The 21626-nt window shown below is 59.4% G+C and carries 19 protein-coding genes; 5 read left to right on the top strand and 14 right to left on the bottom strand.

The window, feature by feature from the left end; translation table 11 throughout:
- Positions 1-132 precede the first annotated feature (132 nt).
- The 7 genes from JFU04_RS03720 to rplM all read right to left on the bottom strand — a co-directional run bounded on the left by JFU04_RS03720 (position 133) and on the right by rplM (position 5022).
- Positions 133-552, bottom strand: a complete 420-nt coding sequence (locus tag JFU04_RS03720) for a ClpXP protease specificity-enhancing factor (protein ID WP_065900671.1) — start codon at positions 550-552, stop codon at positions 133-135.
- Positions 553-569: 17 nt separating this feature from the next.
- Positions 570-1187, bottom strand: a complete 618-nt coding sequence (locus JFU04_RS03715; RefSeq protein ID WP_010213164.1) for a glutathione S-transferase N-terminal domain-containing protein — start codon at positions 1185-1187, stop codon at positions 570-572.
- 146 nt (positions 1188-1333) lie between these two features.
- The gene (locus tag JFU04_RS03710) at positions 1334-2113 is read right to left on the bottom strand and encodes a cytochrome c1 (RefSeq protein WP_065900669.1); all 780 of its coding nucleotides are present in this window, start codon (positions 2111-2113) and stop codon (positions 1334-1336) included.
- Positions 2113-3324: a cytochrome b gene (locus JFU04_RS03705; RefSeq protein ID WP_065900667.1), complete on the bottom strand. Its 1212-nt coding sequence runs from the start codon at positions 3322-3324 to the stop codon at positions 2113-2115. The genes JFU04_RS03710 and JFU04_RS03705 overlap by 1 nt, the downstream gene beginning before the upstream one ends.
- A complete protein-coding gene (petA, locus tag JFU04_RS03700) occupies positions 3324-3920 on the bottom strand; it encodes a ubiquinol-cytochrome c reductase iron-sulfur subunit (RefSeq protein ID WP_065900662.1) in 597 nt (198 codons plus the stop codon). Before petA ends, JFU04_RS03705 begins: the two co-directional genes overlap by 1 nt.
- 266 nt (positions 3921-4186) lie before the next feature.
- Positions 4187-4579, bottom strand: a complete 393-nt coding sequence (gene rpsI, locus JFU04_RS03695) for a 30S ribosomal protein S9 (RefSeq protein WP_002555064.1) — start codon at positions 4577-4579, stop codon at positions 4187-4189.
- A gap of 14 nt (positions 4580-4593) precedes the next feature.
- A complete protein-coding gene (gene rplM, locus JFU04_RS03690) occupies positions 4594-5022 on the bottom strand; it encodes a 50S ribosomal protein L13 (RefSeq protein ID WP_003171742.1) in 429 nt (142 codons plus the stop codon).
- A 248-nt stretch (positions 5023-5270) separates the two neighbouring features.
- Between rplM and JFU04_RS03685 the strand changes: the two genes are divergently transcribed.
- Complete coding sequence (locus tag JFU04_RS03685; RefSeq protein ID WP_101266500.1) at positions 5271-6311, top strand: NADP(H)-dependent aldo-keto reductase; 1041 nt, start codon at positions 5271-5273, stop codon at positions 6309-6311.
- Positions 6312-6494: 183 nt separating this feature from the next.
- Here the strand turns inward: JFU04_RS03685 and JFU04_RS03680 are convergent, their stop codons facing one another.
- Positions 6495-7631 (bottom strand): acyl-CoA dehydrogenase family protein, encoded by a 1137-nt coding sequence (locus JFU04_RS03680; protein ID WP_201143534.1) that lies wholly within the window; start codon positions 7629-7631, stop codon positions 6495-6497.
- Positions 7632-7851: 220 nt separating this feature from the next.
- Between JFU04_RS03680 and JFU04_RS03675 the strand changes: the two genes are divergently transcribed.
- A complete protein-coding gene (locus JFU04_RS03675) occupies positions 7852-8772 on the top strand; it encodes a GlxA family transcriptional regulator (protein ID WP_177343923.1) in 921 nt (306 codons plus the stop codon).
- Between the two features lie 550 nt (positions 8773-9322).
- Here JFU04_RS03675 and zapE read toward each other — a convergent pair.
- From zapE to JFU04_RS03660, 3 genes are all read right to left on the bottom strand, one after another.
- Positions 9323-10417 carry a cell division protein ZapE gene (zapE, locus tag JFU04_RS03670; RefSeq protein WP_065900657.1) on the bottom strand — a complete coding sequence of 365 codons (1095 nt, stop codon included), beginning with the start codon at positions 10415-10417 and terminating at the stop codon, positions 9323-9325.
- Between the two features lie 79 nt (positions 10418-10496).
- Entirely contained in the window at positions 10497-11852 is a 1356-nt protein-coding gene (locus JFU04_RS03665; RefSeq protein WP_065900653.1) for a tryptophan--tRNA ligase, read from the bottom strand.
- 24 nt (positions 11853-11876) lie between these two features.
- Positions 11877-12506 carry an alpha/beta hydrolase gene (locus JFU04_RS03660; RefSeq protein WP_201143533.1) on the bottom strand — a complete coding sequence of 210 codons (630 nt, stop codon included), beginning with the start codon at positions 12504-12506 and terminating at the stop codon, positions 11877-11879.
- A 147-nt stretch (positions 12507-12653) separates the two neighbouring features.
- On the opposite strand from JFU04_RS03660, the gene JFU04_RS03655 reads away from it, so the two are divergent.
- Positions 12654-13091, top strand: a complete 438-nt coding sequence (locus tag JFU04_RS03655; protein WP_017138275.1) for a YhcB family protein — start codon at positions 12654-12656, stop codon at positions 13089-13091.
- Between the two features lie 405 nt (positions 13092-13496).
- Here the strand turns inward: JFU04_RS03655 and JFU04_RS03650 are convergent, their stop codons facing one another.
- The 3 genes from JFU04_RS03650 to JFU04_RS03640 form a co-directional block, all read right to left on the bottom strand.
- Complete coding sequence (locus JFU04_RS03650; protein ID WP_065900650.1) at positions 13497-15221, bottom strand: ABC transporter ATP-binding protein/permease; 1725 nt, start codon at positions 15219-15221, stop codon at positions 13497-13499.
- A gap of 101 nt (positions 15222-15322) precedes the next feature.
- Positions 15323-15883 (bottom strand): response regulator transcription factor, encoded by a 561-nt coding sequence (locus tag JFU04_RS03645; protein ID WP_003171731.1) that lies wholly within the window; start codon positions 15881-15883, stop codon positions 15323-15325.
- Complete coding sequence (locus JFU04_RS03640; protein WP_065900649.1) at positions 15876-17138, bottom strand: ATP-binding protein; 1263 nt, start codon at positions 17136-17138, stop codon at positions 15876-15878. Before JFU04_RS03640 ends, JFU04_RS03645 begins: the two co-directional genes overlap by 8 nt.
- A 249-nt stretch (positions 17139-17387) precedes the next feature.
- Here JFU04_RS03640 and JFU04_RS03635 point away from each other — a divergent pair, with 249 nt between their 5' ends.
- A complete protein-coding gene (locus tag JFU04_RS03635) occupies positions 17388-18098 on the top strand; it encodes an SIMPL domain-containing protein (protein ID WP_201143532.1) in 711 nt (236 codons plus the stop codon).
- Between the two features lie 563 nt (positions 18099-18661).
- Positions 18662-21589, top strand: coding sequence for a dermonecrotic toxin domain-containing protein (locus tag JFU04_RS03630; RefSeq protein WP_201143531.1), 2928 nt, complete (start codon positions 18662-18664; stop codon positions 21587-21589).
- Positions 21590-21626 lie beyond the last annotated feature (37 nt).

The following is a 21626-nucleotide window of genomic DNA, read 5'->3' as shown; positions in this document are numbered from 1 at the left end:
GAGCACGCATCATAGCCCATGGCGGTTGTACGATCACCGTCCTGTCACGACTTTCATCCATATCCTGCGCGCAAAAAAATGCCCCGACACAGGTCGAGGCATTTTCCCGGCTCATCCGAAGATGAAAGCCGCTTACTTCACCACTTTCAGGCTCGGCCGACCGCTTGGACGCGGTGGCTCGGCATCCGGTGGCGGCACGTCATCACCGTCTTCGCTTTCGATCGCTTCGTCATCCTCGAAAGGCGACTCCAGATCGAACACCATGCCTTGGCCATTTTCCCGGGCGTAGATCCCGAGGATGGCGCCAATCGGCACGAACAGCGTGTGCGGCACACCGCCGAAACGCCCTTCGAAACTGACCGCTTCATTGTCCATGTGCAGGTGGCGCACGGCACTCGGTGATACGTTCAGCACAATCTGTCCATCACTGGCAAAACCCTGCGGTACCTGAACCGCAGGAAATTCGGAATTGACCAGCATGTGCGGGGTGCAATCATTGTCCACAATCCACTCATAGAGCGCGCGGACCAGGTAGGGTCGACTGGAGTTCATCAGCGGCTCCTTAAGCCTTAGCGCATATCGCGTTCGACACCAGACAGACTCGCCTGGAAAGCCTCACGCGCAAACTGGCGCTCCATGTAATCAAGCAACGGCTTGGCCGGCCGTGGCAGTTCAATGCCCAGGATCGGCAAGCGCCAGAGTATGGGTAATAGGCAGCAATCCACCAGGCTTTGTTCCTCGCTGAGGAAAAAAGGTTTGTCGGCGAACAGCGGCGAAACACCGGTCAGGCTCTCACGCAATTCCTTGCGTGCCTGCACCCGAGCGGCTTCTTTGCTACGTGTATCCAGGATCACATCCACCAGCCCGCACCAGTCACGCTGGATCCGATGGATCAGCAGGCGGCTGTTGGCACGCGCTACCGGGTACACCGGCAGCAAAGGCGGATGAGGGTAACGCTCATCCAGATATTCCATCACCACAGTCGACTCCCACAACGCCAGGTCACGATCGACCAGGGTGGGCAAGCTGCCGTAAGGGTTCACTTCGATCAGTTTCGGCGGCTGACGGCCCGCCTCCACACTGATGATCTCGGCGCTGACACCCTTCTCTGCGAGCACGATACGTACTCGGTGGGAATAGTGGTCGGCGGGGTCGGAGTAACAGGCCAACCGGTTGGTCACGCCCATGGCGGTCCTCCTCGCTTGTTGAAATTATCGAAAGCTCAAAAACGAGCGCGCCCAGGGAGCATCTCTGTAGTGGGAGTTACCCGATCACTACGTGTTCAGAGATGCCGCTGGGCGCGCAAGATTAACAGCAATTGCTTACGGTTGGATCAATGCACATCCTTCCAGTATTCGCGTTTGAGCAGATAGGCGAATACGAAGAAGAAGGCCAGGTACAACAATACATAGGTACCAATGCGCTGGTGCTGCAGTTTGACCGGGTTGGCCGAGTATGCCAGGAAGGTCACGAGATTCTTGACCTTCTCATCGAACTGCTCGTCAGTCAGTGCACCGGGGGTGTCTATCTTCAGTTGATCGCACGCCTCATGCGTCAGCGGCGTGCCGGTCAACGGATCGTATTGCTTCTTGCCGTCTTCAACGACCTGGACCTGCTTGCATCCTACCACTTGCTTGCCTTGCAGGCTGACCAGAACGTTAGGCATACCGACGTTCGGGAATACCCGGTTGTTCACGCCCCAAGGGCGCGTCGGGTCTTCATAGAACGATTTCAGGTAGCCGTAGAGCCAGTCGGTGCCACGAACGCGCGCCACCAGGGTCAGGTCAGGCGGTGCAGCACCGAACCAGGCCTTGGCGTCTGCAGGCTGCATGCCGATGTTCATGTGGTCGCCGATCTTGGCGCCGGTGAACACCAGTTTTTCCAGCATCACTTCGTGGGGAATCCCCAAGTCATCGGCAACACGCTCATAGCGCTGGAACTTGGCGCTGTGGCAGCCCATGCAATAGTTGGCAAACGTACGGGCGCCGTCTTGCATGGCGGCTTTATCCGAGACGTCGATATCGACCGATTCCAGCTCCGGACCGCCGTGCTCGGCAGCGAAGGACAGTAGCGGCAGGGCCGCAAGCATCAATGCAACGAATAACTTTTTCATCAGCCAGTCACCCTTTCCGGAACCGGTTTGGTCTTCTCGAGCCGGGTGTAGAACGGCATCAGAATGAAGTAGGCGAAGTACAGGAAGGTGCAGACCTGCGACAGCAACGTCAGCTGCGGTGTCGGCGCCTTGACGCCCGTCCAGCCCAGCAGCACGAAGCAGATGCAGAACACCCACAGCCAGATCTTGCTCAGCCAGCCCTTGTAGCGCATGGACTTGACCGGACTACGGTCGAGCCAGGGCAGCACGAACAACAGCGCGATCGAAGCCCCCATGGCAACCACACCCATGAGCTTGTCGGGGATCGCCCGCAAAATGGCGTAGAACGGCGTGAAGTACCAGACCGGTGCAATGTGCTCCGGCGTCTTGAACGCGTTGGCCTGTTCGAAGTTGGGTTTTTCGAGGAAATACCCGCCCATTTCCGGGAAGAAGAACACGATCGAGCAGAAGATGAAGAGGAACACCACCACACCGACGATATCTTTCACGGTGTAGTACGGGTGGAAGGGAATGCCGTCCAGCGGTACGCCGTTTTCGTCTTTATGCTTCTTGATGTCCACACCGTCCGGGTTGTTCGAACCCACTTCGTGCAGCGCCAGGATATGCAGCACGACCAGGCCGAGAATCACGATCGGCAGGGCCACGACGTGCAAGGCGAAGAAGCGGTTCAAGGTGATGCCGGAGATCAGGTAGTCACCCCGGATCCACTGCGTCAGGTCGTTGCCGATCACCGGGATCGCACCGAACAGCGAGATGATCACCTGGGCGCCCCAGTACGACATCTGGCCCCATGGCAGCAGGTAGCCCATGAAGGCCTCGGCCATCAGCGCCAGGTAGATCAGCATGCCGAAGACCCACACCAGCTCACGAGGCTTCTGGTACGAACCGTAGAGCAGGCCACGGAACATGTGCAGGTAGACCACGATAAAGAACGCCGACGCGCCAGTGGAGTGCAGCAGGCGCAGGATCGAGCCGTACTCGACATCGCGCATGATGCCTTCAACGGAGGCGAAGGCTTCTTCGGCTGACGGCGTGTAGCTCATCGTCAGCCAGACACCGGTGACCAGTTGGTTGACCAGCACCAGCAGGGCCAGGGAGCCGAAGAAGTAGAAAAAGTTGAAGTTTTTCGGAGCGTAATATTTGCTGAGATGGTCTTCCCACATCTTGGTAGCAGGAAAACGCGCATCCACCCAATCCATGAACTTGCTCATCAGGCTTTCTCCCCCTCGTCGACGCCAATGACAATGATGCTGTCAGTCTCGTAGTGATGTGGCGGAACTGGCAGGTTCAGTGGTGCGGGTTGTGACTTGTAGACGCGGCCAGCGAGGTCATAGTGAGAACCGTGGCAGGGGCAGAAATAGCCGCCGACCCAGTCCTTGCCCAGATCCGCAGGCGCCACTTCCGGGCGGAAGGTGGGGGAGCAACCCAAGTGGGTGCAGATACCGATCAGCAGCAGAATCTCAGGCTTGATCGAACGCATTTCCTTATCGACGTAGGCGGGCTGGTCGGAATTCTTCGAATCGGGATCAGACAAGCGATCTTCGATTTTCTTCAGATTCCCCAGGATCTCCTCAGTACGACGAACAATGAAGACCGGCTGACCGCGCCACTCAGCAATCATCTGCTGGCCTGGGTCGATCTTGCTGACATTCACTTTCACCGGTGCACCTGCGGCTTTCGCCTTGGCACTGGGAAACCATGACCCCACGAACGGGACCGCAGCCCCCACCGCTCCTGCAGCACCCACCACGGATGTGGCTGCTACCAAGAAGCGACGCCGGCCTGCATTCACGCCGTCATTGCTCATTCAGTCCTCTCCCATCAGCTTTTTGGCCTGTTAAATCAGGCGTCTACTAAGTGTTGAATCTTTACTTATAAAAATTTTGCCGAATGGTAATGAAAAGCCCCACGTATGACAAGGGAATTGCCCGGGCCTCCGCCTCCAGGCCTTGTAGTATAGGGGGTCTACGGATGTGGCAAGTTGTCACGCGCAAATTTGTGCATAAATCGCAGGCAATAAAAAACGCCCAGCTCCGTGAGGAGGCTGGGCGTTTTTGTGGAACGTAAAGCGAATTAACGCTTCGAGTACTGCGGACGCTTACGCGCTTTACGCAGACCGACTTTCTTACGTTCAACTTCACGGGCATCGCGAGTTACGAAGCCAGCTTTGCGCAGAGCGCCACGCAGGGTTTCGTCGTACTGCATCAGAGCGCGAGTGATACCGTGGCGGATTGCGCCAGCTTGACCACTTACACCGCCACCGATAACGGTGACGTAGATGTCGAACTTTTCAACGGTCTCGGTCAGTTCCAGCGGCTGACGAACTACCATGCGGGCAGTTTCGCGGCCGAAGAAGTTGTCCAGGGAGCGGTTGTTGATCGAGATGTTACCAGTGCCCGGACGCAGGAAAACGCGTGCGGTTGCGGTTTTGCGACGGCCAGTGCCGTAATTTTGAGTCGCCGACATAATGAACTATTCCGTTAAAACTTCAGTTCTTGGGGCTGCTGAGCAGCATGAGGGTGTACAGCGCCCGCATAGACTTTCAGCTTGCGAAACATATCGCGACCCAGTGGGCCCTTCGGCAGCATGCCTTTGACCGCGATTTCGATCGGGGCTTCAGGCTTCTTGGAAATCAGGCCTTCAAAGTTGGAAGACTTGATACCGCCTGGGAAACCGGAGTGACGGTAGTACATTTTGTCTTGCGCTTTGTTGCCGGTAACACGAACCTGCTCAGCGTTGATGATCACGATGTAGTCACCGGTGTCAACGTGAGGGGTGTACTCAGGCTTGTGCTTGCCACGCAGACGGCTGGCGACTTCAGTGGCCAGACGACCCAGGGTCTGACCAGCGGCGTCGACGACAAACCAGTCGCGCTGAACTGTTTCCGGTTTTGCAGTAAAAGTTGTCATTCTTTAATAGCCTCAGGGGCCGCCCTGTAAATTAGACGGCGGATCTTACTGAATAGTGCGTACTTTGACAAGTCAAAGGCAGCCGGATACAGACGCTATCGGGGGCTCGGGTCGGCGCGTCCGTTCAACGGCAAGATTCTTCGGCAGGCGGCGCATCACTTCCACTGCAGAAAGAGGTGGGCAATTATGCAGATTGCGAAAAAAAATTCAACCTGCTTTTATGATTGTTTTCCCCGAAGGAGTACCCGATGGATTATCGACAGCTGGGCCGCACCGATCTGAACGTGAGCGCGATCGCCTTGGGCACCATGACCTGGGGTGAGCAGAACAGCGAGGCAGAGGCCTTCGCTCAGATCGAACGGGCCAAGGCCGCGGGGATCAACTTCCTCGACACGGCGGAAATGTACCCGGTACCGCCCAAGGCCGACACCTATGCCACCACCGAGCGTTATATCGGTAATTACTTCAAGAGCCGCGGCGACCGTGCCGACTGGGTGCTCGCCAGCAAGATCGCCGGCCCCGGCAACACCATCGACTACATTCGCGACGGCCACCTGCGCCACAACCGCAAGCACATCGTCGAGGCTCTCGACGCCAGCCTCAAGCGCCTGCAAACCGACTGGATCGACCTCTACCAGCTGCACTGGCCGGAGCGCAGCACCAACTTCTTCGGCCAACTGAGCTACAAGCACAAGGACGAGGACGACCTCACCCCGCTGGAGGAAACCCTCGAAGCGCTGGACGAGCAAGTGAAGGCCGGCAAGATCCGCCACATCGGCCTGTCCAATGAAACGCCATGGGGCACCATGAAATTCCTCGCCCTGGCCGAAGCCCGTGGCTGGACCCGCGCGGTGTCGATCCAGAACCCCTACAACCTGCTCAACCGCAGCTTTGAAGTGGGCCTGGCGGAAGTCGCGATCCGCGAACAGTGCGGCCTGCTCGCCTACTCGCCCCTGGCGTTCGGCATGCTCAGCGGCAAATACGAAAACGGCGCACGCCCGGCCAAGGCGCGCCTGACGGAATACAGCCGCTTCAGCCGCTACTTCAACCCGCAGTCGGAAGCGGCGTGCAGCCGCTACGTGGCACTGGCGCGCGAGCATGGCCTGGACCCGGCGCAGATGGCCCTGGCGTTTGTGACACAGCAGCCATTCGTGACCAGCAACATCATTGGCGCGACAAGTCTGGAGCAACTGGACAGCAACATTGCCAGTGCCGACCTGAAGCTGTCGAAGGAAGTGCTGGAAGGGATCGAGGCGATTCAGAAGGATCATCCGAACCCTGCCCCTTGATTAATTAACCAGCCCGACACCGCCCCCGTGGCGAGCGGGCTTGCCCCGCGTTGGGCTGCGCAGCAGCCCCAAAACCTCATCCCTCAATCCTTCTGAAGGAAAAAGGGGATGGGCGGGATCAGGGCTGCTGCGCACCCCAACGCGGGACAAGCCCGCTCGCCACAACAGCCCAGCGTTCCGTGGTCAAAGCGCCCGCGCAATAATCTCCTTCATGATCTCATTGGTCCCCGCGTAAATCCGCTGCACCCGCGCATCCGCCCAGGCCCGGGCAATCGGGTATTCCCACATGAAACCGTAGCCGCCGTGCAACTGCACGCATTCGTCGAGCACCTTGCATTGCAGGTCCGTGGCCCAGTACTTGGCCATCGCGGCGGTGGGCACGTCCAGCTTGCCTTCCAGGTGCAGCGCCATGCACTTATCGACGAACACGCGGCCGATCTGAATCTCGGTAGCCATCTCCGCCAACTTGAACCGCGTGTTCTGGAAGTCGGCGATGGCCTTGCCGAACGCCTTGCGCTCACGGGTGTATTCCAGCGTCCACTGCAACGCCGCCTCGGCTGACGACAGCGCGCCAATCGCCACGGTCAGGCGCTCCTGGGGCAACTCCTGCATCAGGTACGCGAAGCCCATGCCCGCTTGCCCGAGCAGATTCTCCTTGGGCACGCGCACATCCTGGAAGAACAGCTCCGAGGTGTCCTGGGCCTTCATGCCGACCTTCTCCAGGCGCTTGCCCTTGTCGAAGCCCGGCGTGTCGGCTTCCACCAGGAACAGGCTGGTGCCCTTGGCGCCGGCCTTGGGATCGGTCTTGGCGACCACGATCACCAACTCGGCAAGAAAGCCATTGGTGATAAAGGTCTTGGAGCCGTTGATCACGTACTCATCGCCATCCAGCACGGCCGTGGTCTTGACGCCTTGCAGGTCGGAGCCGGCACCGGGCTCAGTCATGGCAATGGCGGTGACCATTTCGCCGGAGATCAATTTAGGCAGGTACTTGTGCTTCAGCGCCTCACTGCCGTAATGCAGGATGTACGGCGCGACAATGTCCGAATGCAGGGAAAACCCGATGCCGGTCAGCCCGAGCCGGCTGATCTCCTCGATCACCACCGCGCTGTAGAGAAAATCCGCCCCCAGGCCGCCGTACTCCTCCGGCAGATGGGAACACAGCATCCCCGCCTCCCCCGCCTTGCTCCACAGGGCACGGTCGATGTAGCCCTGTTTCTCCCATTGCCCGTGGAACGGTGCGGCGTCTTTTTCAAGGAAGGTGCGCACGCTCTCGCGAAAGAGTTCGTGCTCCGGGCTGAACAAGGTTCTGGGGATCATGGGTCACCTGCTGGGATTGTCGGACAAGAACGAGCCCACAGAGCCTATGCCGCGAAGGCATCACAGGACACTGGACACATGCGACAAAAAATAAGACGATCCAGCCGTCTGGTGACCACTTTCCCCTATAAGAATAAATGAAATTATGTCTAACCAAATCTCCACGCCGTTGCGGCGCGTCAGCATTTTGGCCATTGATCGGGTATTCGCTTCAACCCTCATGCAAGCCAAGGATTTCTTCCACCTCGCCAGCCTGCGGTATGGCAAACAGCAAGGCCTGGGCCTGACCCCGGCATTCGAAACGCGCCTGGTCAGCCCCGACGGGCAATCGGTGCGCAGCTTCAGTGATGTGATCATGCCGGTGGACGGCGGCCTCGAAGACGCCGACATCATTGTGTTGCCGGCCTTCTGGGATGATTTCGACGCCCTGTGCACGCGCTACCCGCAAGTGCTGCCTTGGCTGCGCGAACAACACGCCCGTGGCGCCGTCCTCTGCGGCGAAGCCACCGGGGTGTTCTGGCTGGCCGAAGCTGGCCTGCTCGATGGCAAGGAGGCGACCACCTACTGGCGTTTCTTCAATGCCTTCGGCGAACGCTTCCCCAAGGTCCAGCTCAACCAGGACAAGCACCTCACCGACGCCGACAACCTGTACTGCGCCGGCGGCACCACCTCGGCGTGCGATCTTTATATCTACCTGATCGAGCGCTTCTGCGGTGCCAACATCGCCCAGGCCGTGGCCCGCGATATTCTCTACGAAGTGCAGCGCAGTTACTCGCCTGGGCGCATCGGGTTTGGGGGGCAGAAGCTGCACCAGGACGTGATCATCCTGCAGATCCAGCATTGGCTCGAAGAGCATTTCGCCGACAAGTTCCGCTTCGAAGACGTCGCCCGGGAACACGGCATGAGCATCCGCAATTTCATGCGCCGCTTCCAGACCGCTACCGGTGACAAGCCCCTGCATTACCTGCAGCGGCTGCGCATCGAAACCGCCAAGGGCCTGCTCTCGGCCAGCCGCAAGAGCATCAAGACCATCAGTTATGAGGTGGGTTACGACGATGCAAGTTTCTTTGCGCGGCTGTTCAGGCAGCACACGGAGCTGTCGCCCAACCAGTACCGCCAGCAGTTCCAGCAGGCCGCATAACCAAGGCTAAACGCGGTAGAAAACTGTGGGAGCGGGCTTGCTCGCGAATGCGGAGTGTCAGTCGAAACATTCGTCACTGATACACCGCATTCGCGAGCAAGCCCGCTCCCACCTGTGATCTGCGCTGTGCGGGAAATCACGCATAAAAAGGCCCGCATCCAGCAAGCCGCATAACCAAGGCCAAACGCGGTAGAAAACTGTGGGAGCGGGCTTGCTCGCGAATGCGGAGTGTCAGTCAAAACATTCGTCACTGATACACCGCAATCGCGGGCAAGCCCGGCTCCCACATTTGATCTGCGCTGTGCTGGAGATCACGCATAAAAAAGGACTGCATCCAGCAGTTCCAGAAAAGCCGCATAACCGAGGCTGTACGCAACCCCATGTGGGAGCTGGCTTGCCTGCGATAGCGGTATATCAGTGAGTGTATCTGTCGCTGACCCACCGCCATCGCGGGCAAGCCCGGCTCCCACATTTGATCTGCGCTGTACTGGAGATCTCCCATAAAAAAGGCCCGCATCGCTGCAGGCCTTTTTTATTTCGGGCACATCGACTACGGCTTGTGGCCGCGTGACAGGAACTCGTGGGACTGCATTTCCAGCAAGCGGCTCAGCGTGCGCTGGAACTCGAAGTTCAAGCGGCCGCCGGTATACAGGTCCTTGAGCTCGACTTCCGCCGAGATGATCAACTTGACGTTGCGGTCATAGAACTCGTCGACCATGTTGATGAAACGGCGCGCAATGTCGTCGGTGGTGACGCCCATCTGCTCGACGCCGCTCAAGATCACCGCGTGGAAGATCTTGCCCAGTTCGATGTAGTCGTTCTGGCTGCGCGGGCCGTCGCACAGTTGACGGAACTCGAACCAGGCCACGTCATCGCAGGTGCGCAACGCGATGATTTCGCGGTTCTCGATCATCAACTTGTCGTTTTCCACCGCCTTCGTGCATTCCGGCGTCAGCGCGCGGAAGCTTTTCTTCAGGCTGTCATGCGCGGCTTCGTTCAGCGGGAAGTGGAACAACTCCGCTTGCTCGAGGTGACGCAGGCGGTAGTCGACGCCGCTGTCGACGTTGACGATCTCGGTGTTCTGCTTGATCAGCGCGATGGCCGGCAGGAAGCGCGCACGCTGCAGGCCGTCCTTGTACAAGCCGTCCGGCACGATGTTGGAGGTGGCAACCAGGGTCACGCCGTTCTTGAACAGCTCTTCCATCAGGGTGCCGAGGATCATGGCATCGGTGATGTCGGAGACGAAGAACTCATCGAAGCAGATCACCCGTGCTTCTTCGGAGAAGCGCTTGGCGATGATGGTCAGCGGGTTCTTCTCGCCCGGCAGGGTCTTCATCTCTTCGTGCACACGCTTCATGAAGCGGTGGAAGTGCGTGCGGACCTTTTCCTTGAACGGCAGCGCCTCGAAGAACGTGTCGACCAGGTATGTCTTGCCCCGGCCGACGCCACCCCAGAAATACAGGCCCTTGACCGGCACGTGGTCTTTCTTGCCAAACAGCTTGCTGAACATCCCGGGTTTGCTCTGCGAGGCCGCGACCAGGTCGTCGTACAGGCGCTGCAAATGACGCACAGCATTTTCCTGGGCGGCGTCGTGGAAGAACTCAGGGCGTTTCAGATCAGCTTGATATCGTTCTAGGGGCGTCATAATTTCGTTAGCAAGGCAACAAAAACGGGCCGTCACTGTAACGACGGCCCTGGATAATGGCAATCAACCCTTGGTCGGGTTAATCCTCGATTGGGGTCAACGCCACGCGCAGCGCTTCAACGGCGGCATCGCGCGCCGTGCTGTCGGCGAACTCGGCACTGTCAGCGACGGCGGCGCCGTCCAGCCATACGCTGAAGCTCAGGGCCTCGGTGCGTACGTCCAGCGCGGTGCCACTTTGCAGTTGCTTGGTCACGGCGCCCGCCGCCTTGCCATCGGCAAAGTTGCGCGACAGCAGCAATTGCTCGCCGTCGGCGGCCAACAGGCGGAAGCGGAAGCTGCCGTCGTCCTCACGAAAGCTTACGAAGCGCGCGGCTTTCGCGGCTTTTTTCTTGGTAGCGACCGGCGCGGCCGCCTGGTTGACGAACGAGCGCAGGCCAACCGCTTCGCGCAACTGGGCGAGGAACGGCGCAGCGACGGCACGGGCCTTCTTGGCGCCGACCAGCAGCAGGTCTTCCATGTCCGAAGGGCGCGACATCAGCTGGTGGTAACGCTCACGCGGCTCGGCCAATTGGCTGTCCAGCAGCTGGAACAGACGGTTCTTCGCCTCGCCCCAGCCCAGGCCTTGCAGCAGCTCGGCGCGGAACTCTTCTTCCTGGGCCTTGGTTGCAAAGGCCTGGTACAGGGTGAACAGGTGCGAGTTGTCCGGGTCCTTGGCTTCGCCCGGCGCGCGGGAGTCAGTGACGATCCGCGAGATCGCGTCCTTCATGTCCTTGGCGCTGGTGAACAGCGGGATGGTGTTGTCGTAGCTTTTCGACATCTTGCGGCCATCCAGGCCCGGCAAGGTGGCGACGCTTTCTTCGATCAACGCCTCGGGCATGGTGAAGAATTCCTGACCGTTGCCGAACAGGTGGTTGAAGCGCTGGCCGATGTCGCGGGCCATTTCCACGTGCTGGATCTGGTCGCGGCCGACCGGCACCTTGTGCGCGTTAAACATCAGGATGTCCGCCGCCATCAGCACCGGATAGCTGTACAGGCCCATGCTGATGCCCGCATCCGGGTCTTCGCCGGCTTCGACGTTCTTGTCCACCGAGGCCTTGTAGGCGTGGGCACGGTTGAGCAGGCCCTTGGCGGCCACGCAAGTGAGCAGCCAGGTCAGCTCGGGAATTTCCGGGATGTCGGACTGGCGATAGAACGTCACCCGGTTCACATCCAGGCCACCGGCCAGCCAGGTCGCGGCGATTTCCATGCGCGAGCGCTGGATGCGCTGCGGGTCATCGCACTTGATCAGGGCGTGGTAGTCGGCCAGGAAGTAGAAAGAGTCGGCATTGGCGTCCTGGCTGGCGAGAATCGCCGGGCGGATCGCACCGGCGTAGTTGCCCAGGTGCGGCGTGCCGGTGGTGGTGATGCCGGTGAGGATACGGGTACGAGTCGTCATGGGTAATCGCTTATCAGACTGCTATCAATTCGAGAGACGCGGCAGCACCAGATCCTTGAGATCGGTCAGCTTGCCGTGAAAAAAGTGTCCGCATTCTGCCACTTTCAGCAGCTCATGGGGGCGTTTCAGGGCGGCGGACCAGTCGTAGACGACTTGCGGGTCGACCACTTCGTCGGTTTCCGGCTGGATCAGGGTCAACGGGCAACCCTGCGGCAGCACGTCGGTATCGCGCAGGCGCATCACCGCCGCGGCGACCATGAACAGGTGCGCGAAGTTTTCGCCCTTGGCTTCCAGGCGACCGCCCAGGCTGGCGGCCACGTAGCCACCGAAGGAAAAACCCAGCAGCGTGATCGGCAGGTCGGGGTGCTTTTCCCGTAGCCAGGTGGCGGCCGCTTCGGCATCGTCCACTTCACCGGTGGCCATGTCGTGGGTGCCGGCACTCGCGCCGACGCCACGATAATTGAAACGCAAAGTAATCAAACCGGCATCGCGGGCGGTGCGTTGCAGGGTCGATACAACTTTATTGAGCATGGTCCCGCCTTGCACCGGGTTAGGGTGGCAGATCAGCGCCAGGCCACGTGGCTCGGGGTGATCAAGGTACAGGGCCTCCAGTTGGCCTACCGGGCCATCGATCAAAACGGGGGTTTCACGCATGAGCAAGGAATGAACTCCGTGACCTCTCAAAGGGTCGACTCGTCTAGCTAAAAGTCTGTGCATGGCATCATTGCGAGCTTAATCGCGGTATACAGCGCAGGTCCGAGCCGTTAACGTAAAGCAAAGCCGTTTATAGAGGAAGGACTCGTGGAACACTCGCTCTTAGTTTGGTTGTTGCCGACTCTTGCCCTGGTTGCCGGTGTCGCCATTGGTTTCCTGGTTGCTCGCTTGCTGCCGAATGCCGCGCCTAACCGCACGCAGCGTCAGCTGGATGACATCCAGGAACGTTTTGACAGTTATCAGAACGAGGTTGTTACCCACTTCAACAGCACCGCGACCCTGGTCAAGAAGCTCACCCAGAGCTACCAGGAAGTACAGGATCACCTCGCCGATGGCGCCAACCGCCTGGCCCTCGACGACATCACCCGCCAGCGCCTGCTGGCCGCGCTGCATTCCGATGCACCGCAAGCTCCACGCGAGCGCCTGACCCCACCCCGGGAAAACCAGGAGCCGCCACGGGACTACGCGCCAAAAACGCCAAACGCCCCGGGCATGCTGGATGAGCATTACGGCTTGAAGAAGTAAGTCATTTTCAAGCACTGAAAAAGCCCGGCTGATCGATGATCAGCCGGGCTTTTTTGTGGGCGCCAAATCCATCAGGCAACCCCGCTCAACTGTGGGAGCCGGCTTGCTGGCGATGGCGGTGGCGATGGCGGTGGGTCATTTAGCCTCTGTGTTACTGAGACACCGCATTCGCGGGCAAGCCCGCTCCCACATTTAGATTGAGCCCAGGCTTGGGAGAGGCGTTGCTGCTGCAGCAACCCGCTCTCGATCTACATATGCTGCCCTTGGGAGCCGAATCCATCAGGCAACCGCGCTCAACTGTGGGAGCTGGCTTGCCGGCGATGGCGGTGGGTCATTCAGCATCTGTGTCACTGACACACCGCATTCGCGGGCAAGCCCGCTGCCACATTTTGATTGAGCCCAGCCTCAGGCTACGGGTTGCTCTTGCAGCAACCCGCTCTCGATCCGCACATGCCGCCCATGGAAGCGCTTGAGGCTGCTGCGATGGCCGACGCTGACAATGCTCAACCCCGGCAGCTCATCGATCAATGCCTGATACAGGCTCGCCTCATCCTCTTCATCCATCGCCGAAGTGGCTTCGTCCATGTACAGCCATTGCGGTGCAAACAGCAACGCGCGCGCGAAGGCCAGGCGCTGCTGCTCGCCCGGGGAGAGCATGCGCTGCCAGTGGTTGGCCTCGTCCAGGCGTGCGACCAGATGCGGCAGGCGGCAGGTTTCCAGCACCTGTGCATAACGTTCTGCCGGATAGACGCTGTCGTCCTGTGGATAACTCAACACGGCCTTCAAGGTGCCGATCGGCAGATAAGGTTTCTGCGGCAGGAACAAATAACGCGCCGCCGGCAGGCGAATACTGCCGTGCCCCGCCGGCCACAGATGGCCCATCGCGCGCAACAGGGTACTTTTGCCACTGCCGGAACGCCCGCTGAGCATCAGGCGCTGGCCAGGCTCCACGGTCATGTCGGCGGCGGTGAGCAAGTGGCGGCCATCGGCCAGGTCCATGCCAAGGTCCTGCACCACCAGGCGCTCGCCTTCCGCGCGCACATCAATCGCCGGCGCACGCTGCTCGTTATCACGCATGGCCTGGTGGAAGCTCAGCAGACGATCACTCGTGGCGCGCCACGACGCCAGCTCCGAATACGCACTGATGAACCAGCTGAAGTTCTCTTGCACATTGCCGAACGCAGAGTTGATTTGCATCAGCTCGCCCAGCTCGATCTTGCCGGTGAAATAACGCGGCGCGGCGACGATAAAGGGGAAGATGATCGCGATCTGGCTGTAGCCAGCGGTGAAGAAGGTCAGGCGCTTGGACACTTTCATGATGTCCCAGAAGTTGTGCCAGACCTTGGCGAAGCGGGCGCTCAAGCGCTGGTTCTCATTCGGCTCGCCGTTGTACAGGGCGATGCTCTCGGCGTTCTCGCGCACACGCACCATGGAGAAACGCAGGTCCGCTTCGAAGCGTTGTTGTTGGTTGCTCAGGCCGATCAAGCGACGGCCGATGAGGTGCGTGAGCCAACTGCCGACCGCAGCATAAAGCAGTGCACACCAGAACATGTAGCCCGGGATGGTGATGCCGAACACTTCGATGCTGCCCGACACGCCCCACAGGATGATCGAGAACGACACCAGGCTGACCACATTGCGTAACAGCCCCAGGCCCAGGCTCAAGGTGCTTGAAGTGAAGTTGTTGAGGTCTTCGGAAATCCGCTGGTCCGGGTTATCGGTGTAACCGCCCTGCTCCAGCTGGTAGTAGTTCTTGTGGCCCAGCCAGCGCGCGAAGTGCTGCTCGGTGAGCCAGGCCCGCCAGCGGATGGTCAGCATCTGGGTCAGGTACAAGCGGTACACCGCGCCGAGTATCGCCACGGCGGCGATCCCGCCGAAGTAGCCGATCAACTGCCAGAAGGCCGCCGTGTCCTTCTTCTCCAAGGCGTTGTAGAAGTCTTTGTACCAGTGGTTGATCCAGACCGAAATTGCCACGCTGAACAACGAAAGGCCAATCACCGCGGCCAGCAGCAGCCAGGCCTTGCCCTTCTCTTCACTGCGCCAATACGGCGTGATCATCGCCCAGGTTCGGCGGAAGAATTGCCCACGCACCGCGTCATTGACCGCGGAATACTCAGCGTTCTGATTCATCGTTCAGGCTCGGTAGGGTAAAGAATGACAGGCGTTTGAACCGATCATAGACGATCGGTTCAGGGCTCCGTGCGGCCTGAAGCAGATTGTTCAGACTTCGTTCAGCGCCGTACCGGGCGTTTCTGCAACTTGCGCTGCAAGGTGCGGCGGTGCATGCCGAGGGCGCGGGCAGTGGCGGAGATGTTGCCTTCGTGCTCGGTCAGCACGCGCTGGATGTGTTCCCACTGCAGGCGGTCAACCGACATCGGGTTTTCCGGCACCAGGGTGTCGAGGTCGGCGTGCTCGGAGAGCAAGGCGGCCAACACGTCGTCGGCGTCCGCCGGTTTGCACAGGTAGTTACAGGCACCGCGCTTGATGGCCTCGACAGCGGTGGCGATGCTGGAATAACCGGTAAGGATCACCACGCGCATTTCCGGGTCGAGCTCCAGCAGCTTGGGCAGCAGCACCAGGCCGGAGTCGCCATCCATTTTCAGGTCGAGCGCGGCATAGTCCGGCAGGTCGGCCTGGGCGATGGTCAGGCCCTCCTCGGCCGAACCTGCAGTGCTCACGCGAAAGCCGCGACGGCTCATGGCGCGCGCCATCACGCGGGTAAAGGTGGCGTCGTCATCTACCAGCAGCAGGTGCGGCAGTTCTTCGCCTTCGACTTGGATCTCGTCACTCATCGATATCTCCTCGTGCGACACGGGGCAGGCGCAGCTCGGTGAGCGTGCCACCTTCCTCATGACTATAGAGCTTCACTGAGCCGCCCGCGCGGGTCACGCTGGCCTTGCTCAAAAACAGGCCGAGGCCGAAGCCTTTGCCCTTGGTGGTAAAGAAGGGTTTGCCGATCTGCTCGGCAATGGCCAGCGGCACGCCCGCGCCGTGGTCGCGAATGCTGATGGTGACGTTTTCGGCGTCCCAGTCCAGTTGCACGCCCAGGCCTTCGGGGCAGGCGTCGGCGGCATTGTTCAGCAGGTTCAGCAGCGCTTGGGTCAAGTCTGGCGGCGGCGCCATGCGTGGCACTGTGCCCTGCCCCAGCAGGTTGAAACGGTAACTGGCCTCGGGACGCATCAGGTGCCAGCGGTTCAGGGCTTCGTCGAGCCACTGGGTCACATCCTGCATCTCCACCGCCAGGCGGCGATTGGCCTCGGCGGCGCGCACCAGTTGCTGCAAGGTCTGCTTGCACTGCTTGACCTGTTCCTGCAGCACGCTCAAATCGTCCTGCAGGGCCGGGTCGTGATGGTCCTGGGTCATTTCCTTGAGCAGCACGCTCATGGTCGCCAGCGGTGTGCCCAATTCATGGGCGGCGCCGGCAGCCTGGGTGGCGACCGCGAGCAACTGTTGGTCGCGCAGGCCTTCTTCACGACGAATGGCGCGCAATTCTTCCTGGCGGCGCAACTCTTCGGCCATGCGCGCAGCAAAGAAGGTGATCACGGCGGCGGACAGCGCAAAACTCAGCCACATCCCGTAGATCTGCAGGTTTTCGCGGGCGATGGGGAAGGTTTGCAGCGGATAGAAGCGCGCCAGCAACAGGGTGTACAGGGTCAGGGCGATACCCGACAGCACCACCGAGTAGCGCCACGGCAAGGTCACGGCGGCGATGGTCAGTGGCACCAGGTAATAAGACACGAACGGGTTGGTGGAACCGCCGGAGAAATACAGCAACACACTGTGGATAAACAGGTCGCAGGCCAATTGCAGGGCGTATTCCAGCTCGGTCACCGGCCACGTGGTGCGCAACCGGATCGCGGTGAACACGCACAGCACGATGGAGAAACCGAGGGTCACGGCCAGTTGCAGCCACGGCAGCGGCAACAGGTCGAACCAATAGGCGAGCCCGACGGAGCCGGCCTGTGCGGCCAGTACCAGGGTGCGGATGAACGTCAGGCGCCAGAGGTTCTGGCGGGTGGCGGAAGTCAGTTTTACGGCGGCGAGCATGAGCTCTCCCGGTGAGCGCTGCAGGCGGATCGGCACGAGTATAAACGAAGCGGCGCCTCGGACATTGGGTGTGTGGCTCTTTGACGCAGGGCGCCGCAGCTTCACGTGGCACGCTTCAAACAGCAGGAATATGCGCGCCTTTTAGCTTGTAGCTCGCAGCTTGAAACTTTTTTTTCTAATTCGTAAACCCGAAGAACCCGATGCCACCGTCTACAGTCATACCCGATACGAACACCCTAAGGAGCTTCCATGTCTCGTTTCACTCGCAGTGCAGCCATTTTCACCCTCAGCGCCAGCGCCCTGGCCAGCCTCCCGGCCCTGGCTGCCGATGAACTGCATTACAACCAGATTTCCCTGCGTGCCGAGGTCAGCCAGGAAGTGGCCCGCGACAAGATGATCGTCACCCTCTACACCGAGTCCCAGAACACCGACCCGGCCAAGCTCGCCGCCGAAATCACCACCACCCTGAACAAGGCCCTGGGCGAGGCGCGCGAAGTCAAAGGCGTGACCTTGCGCCAGGGCAGCCGCAACAGCTACCCGATCTACGACAACAAGAACCAGAAGATCACCGGCTGGCGTGAGCGCGCCGAACTGCGCCTGGAAAGCGCGGACTTCCCGGCACTGTCCAAACTCACCGGCGAATTGCTCAACACCCTGAAAATGGAAAACATGGACTTCGCCATCGCCGACGCCACGCGCAAGACCAGCGAAGACGCCCTGCTCAAGGACGCGGTTGCCGCCTTCAAAGCCCGCGCACAACTGGCCACCGACGCGCTGGGCGGCAAGGGTTACAAGATCGTCAACTTGAACTTCAACACCAATGGCTACCCACAACCTTATGCCCGTGGCGGGATGATGATGAAGGCGGCCATGGCCGATTCGGCACCAACGCCGGAAGTAGAAGCCGGTACCAGCCAGGTCAGCATGAGCGCTGACGGGGTGATCGAAGTCTTGCAATAACCACGATCTGGACAAAACAAAGGCGCAGCCCTCACGGGTTTGCGCCTTTTTTTGCGATGTGTCCCCACGGACACGTCATATCCAGCGGCACATTCAATGGAATCAACCCACCGGTTTTCGTTACGCAAATAGTGCCAAGGCTAACAGGGAGTGCAGTGGCGGTACTTATTCACTTCACGAGAACTGAAAACCATGTACGCACCTTCCAGCAACACCTCTCCTCCTCGGCACCCCATCACCCCTCTTGCAAACGAGCAGACAAAGACCAGCGAAACAGCCACCCCTGCGGCGCGACAGGGCAATCCTGGCCTATCGACATCCCCCCACGAAACAGCGTTGCTCAACGAATACCTGGCAGCGGTGCAGAGCAAAGCAGAGGGTAAAAAACCCGGGCTTATCAAAGTCCCCCGCGAGAGCAATCTGGGCCAGTGGCTCGAAGTCTATCGGGCGCAATTGCAGCATCCTGTGGTTCAAGGCTGGATGCGTGACAGAAGATCGACCCGACCACCCTAATCGCCGTCAATCCGCGCACAGGCGCTCTGACAGCCGCCGCGGACGGCAAGATGAAAACGTTCACCCTCACGGACAACTCCGGTTGGGGTCAAGTCAGCCGCCCGCTGCTTGAAGCGGCCAAAGTCATTGCGCCAGGAACTGTAGAGAAATTGCAGATGCGCTTTGGCGACGACTTCATCCAAGTGCGCGCAGGGTTGGTTGCCAACTTCCAGGGTGAACGCCTTCCAACATCACTGACCGAGGGCAGGTCACAAATCAGGCGCCTGGAGCACAACCAAGCCTTCGACCCCCTCTCGCCTGAGGATCCCGTACGTCCGGCGAACCAGCGCTCGGCGCAAGCGCTTGAACAGCTCAAGCTGCGTGCCGCCACCTTTTACGCCCAAGCGCCCCAGGCGTTGGCCTACAAACACCTGGCAGTGGAAGTTGCCGAGACATTGCCAAATGTGCGCGCCCAAGCAAAACAATGGGCAGAGTCGGTCATTTTCAAACTGACGGGCAAACACGTGGATGCCGACACCCTTTATCTCAACCGTTTCAACAGTTCGCAAAGCGCATCAACGGCTACCGGTTGGGAGCATATGGGCGAGGAGCCAACCGCCTCCCTGCGCCTGCCGGATGCACTGCTGAAGAACTTCTCTGAAAACGACTGGGTCCCCGGCAATCTGGACTCGGAAGCCGGTTTATATATAGACGGGCCAGGTAAAAGTAGAACGGGTGGGTACGGTGCGCATAACCAATTCCCACTGGCTCCTTCGGTGTTGATGCATGCCAGTTGGAAAACCGACTTCCAATCGGTCATGACGCAGAAAATCGACGATTTCTGGAATACCCACGGCACCGATTACCAGACAGCGATCAAAGGCGAGTTCGCCTATCAGGCCCGAAAACAACTGAAGACGGTCGCCGCCAGGCCGGCGGCCGAGCAAACGCTACAAGCACCCGAGCATCGGTTCACGCGGGAAGACTACCGCTTGGTCATGGGCGCGGTCTCCAACCTTCCGCTTGACGAAAATGCACCGCTCAATGTCGAACAACTCAAGTCCCAGGCGCCTGTAAAAGGTGTAGTCCAGGCGCATGCCTTCAATATCAAGGGCTTCTTGTCCAACGATATTGTGCGGTTCAGTGCTGCCGACGGTGGCCGCCAGGTCCTCTACATACCGGGCTCGGAACCCGCATTCCTGCGGTTCGACTCCCTGGAGAAACTGGATCAATGGGTAATCGAACAAGCCAAGGATCCGAAAAAACGCGAATCCTTGATGAAACATTTCCCACTGATCGCCCGCCAGGACCACGAGCCCGGGACGATTGAAAAACTGGCAGGCATTTTCATGCCCATAGTGTCTTTTACCAATGTGGGCAGAAAAACCGAAGGCTTGGACAGCACGTTCGAAAAGCTCGCCAGTGGAGAACTGAAAGATCCGACGTTCGATGGTGACGGCTCGAATATTGAGGGTGACGTCTTCTGCGCTATCGCCACCGCGACTAAGGCGCGCATGACCAGTGACGCCGACGTAATGATCAAGTCCAACAGTGAAGTAACGCGGGACACCTGGCTCAACGACATTACCGTGGCAGCGGGTTTGCTGGCCAAGCTGGCACCCATCGCCGCCCCTGTGGCCGCCGCAGCGGTGGCTACCGGGTTGGCCGAGCTGGCACTTGGGGTGGAAAAACAAGCCTCGGGCGATACCCTGGCTGAACGCAATGACGGAGCATCAAAGGCATTCGATGGCTTGCTGAATACGTTGTTCTCGGTGGGCGCCAGTGGCTCGGTTGAAGACCCGTTTGTGCCCCCTGAAGAAAGCCCCATCACGCCCACCCCGAACGAGCCACCGCGGGTGGGCCCACAAACCGCGCCGGCTCCCAACCGCCTGCAGCCCAGCCAAGCGGGCAACCTCAATCAATACGCGGTACCGAACGGCGAGCAACTCATCGAAACGGCTGTACGTAACACGAAGGGTATCTACCAGGTTAAAGAGGCAACCACCGGACTGGACCAGTGGTTTATTCGCTACACCGACGAAAAGGGTATTCGTCAGGTATTTGAGATAAAAAGCGATTTCAAACTGAGCAATGATTATGTGCAGATTATTGAACCCGGCACCGGCAAGCCGGTAATGACAGTACACACTGACGGAAACGGTGAATGGGCCCGCATCAAAACCGATGGCGGCATGAAGTGGCCGTGGCAACGTGCACCTTCACCAACGCCCAGCAACGATCTCAAGGCAGAGCCCAGGCTTTCCGATGGCTTCGAAATTCTCGGCGACGCCAAAACCAGTGGGGCCGACAAGTTTGATGAGATCTTTAAATACAACCGCAACACCGCCTACCAACAAGGGGTGAGCAACTTTGAAGAGGACGGTATTTTCAAAAGAAAGCTCACGGTTTCCTGGACTGTCGAGGAAGAGAACTTCGAAGTTTTTCCCAGTGAAAAGGCGCAACCCAATGAGTATGGCTCAACTGACTATTCGCCAAACTTTTTAAAAGATTTGAACCGTGACCGTTATTCCGTGCGGATCAAGCAACCCGACGGGTACACCACGGTGGAACTGGATGCCACGGGAAGCGCCGACGGAGCAACATTGCGTATGCGCTTGCAGCAGTTTGAGCAAGCAGTTCCGGATGCGAACATGCGCGCGCGCATCTCCGAAGTTGCTCATCAGGGCAGTGTCGCCCCGACATCGGTGGAACTGAAAATAAATCAACTGCAAGATCACGTGGGTTTCAAAGGCAAGGACACCCATTACGTCATCACCTATGACCCTGCCACCAATGAGGCCCAGGTCGGCTTCGACGCTCAAATGACACTGCTTGATCTGGACAAGGATGCCGCCCCGATTCCCAACACAGCCGCCGCCACCGAACGAACTTTCCACATTCGAGAAAGCAACGATCTGGAACAAGAGGCCAATCCATACGTCATCGATACCAGCGCGCCCTTTACCTTGAGGACGTCGATTATCACCGACCATCAATAGCCCTGCCGCTACCTGAAAAACCAGAACGGCGGTAACC

It is taken from the genome of Pseudomonas sp. TH21, from assembly GCF_016651025.1.
In the GTDB taxonomy this organism is placed as follows: Bacteria; Pseudomonadota; Gammaproteobacteria; order Pseudomonadales; family Pseudomonadaceae; genus Aquipseudomonas; species Aquipseudomonas aylmerensis.
The sequence above is the reverse complement of the archived record's forward strand: the minus strand, read 5'-3'. Positions and strand labels throughout refer to the sequence as shown.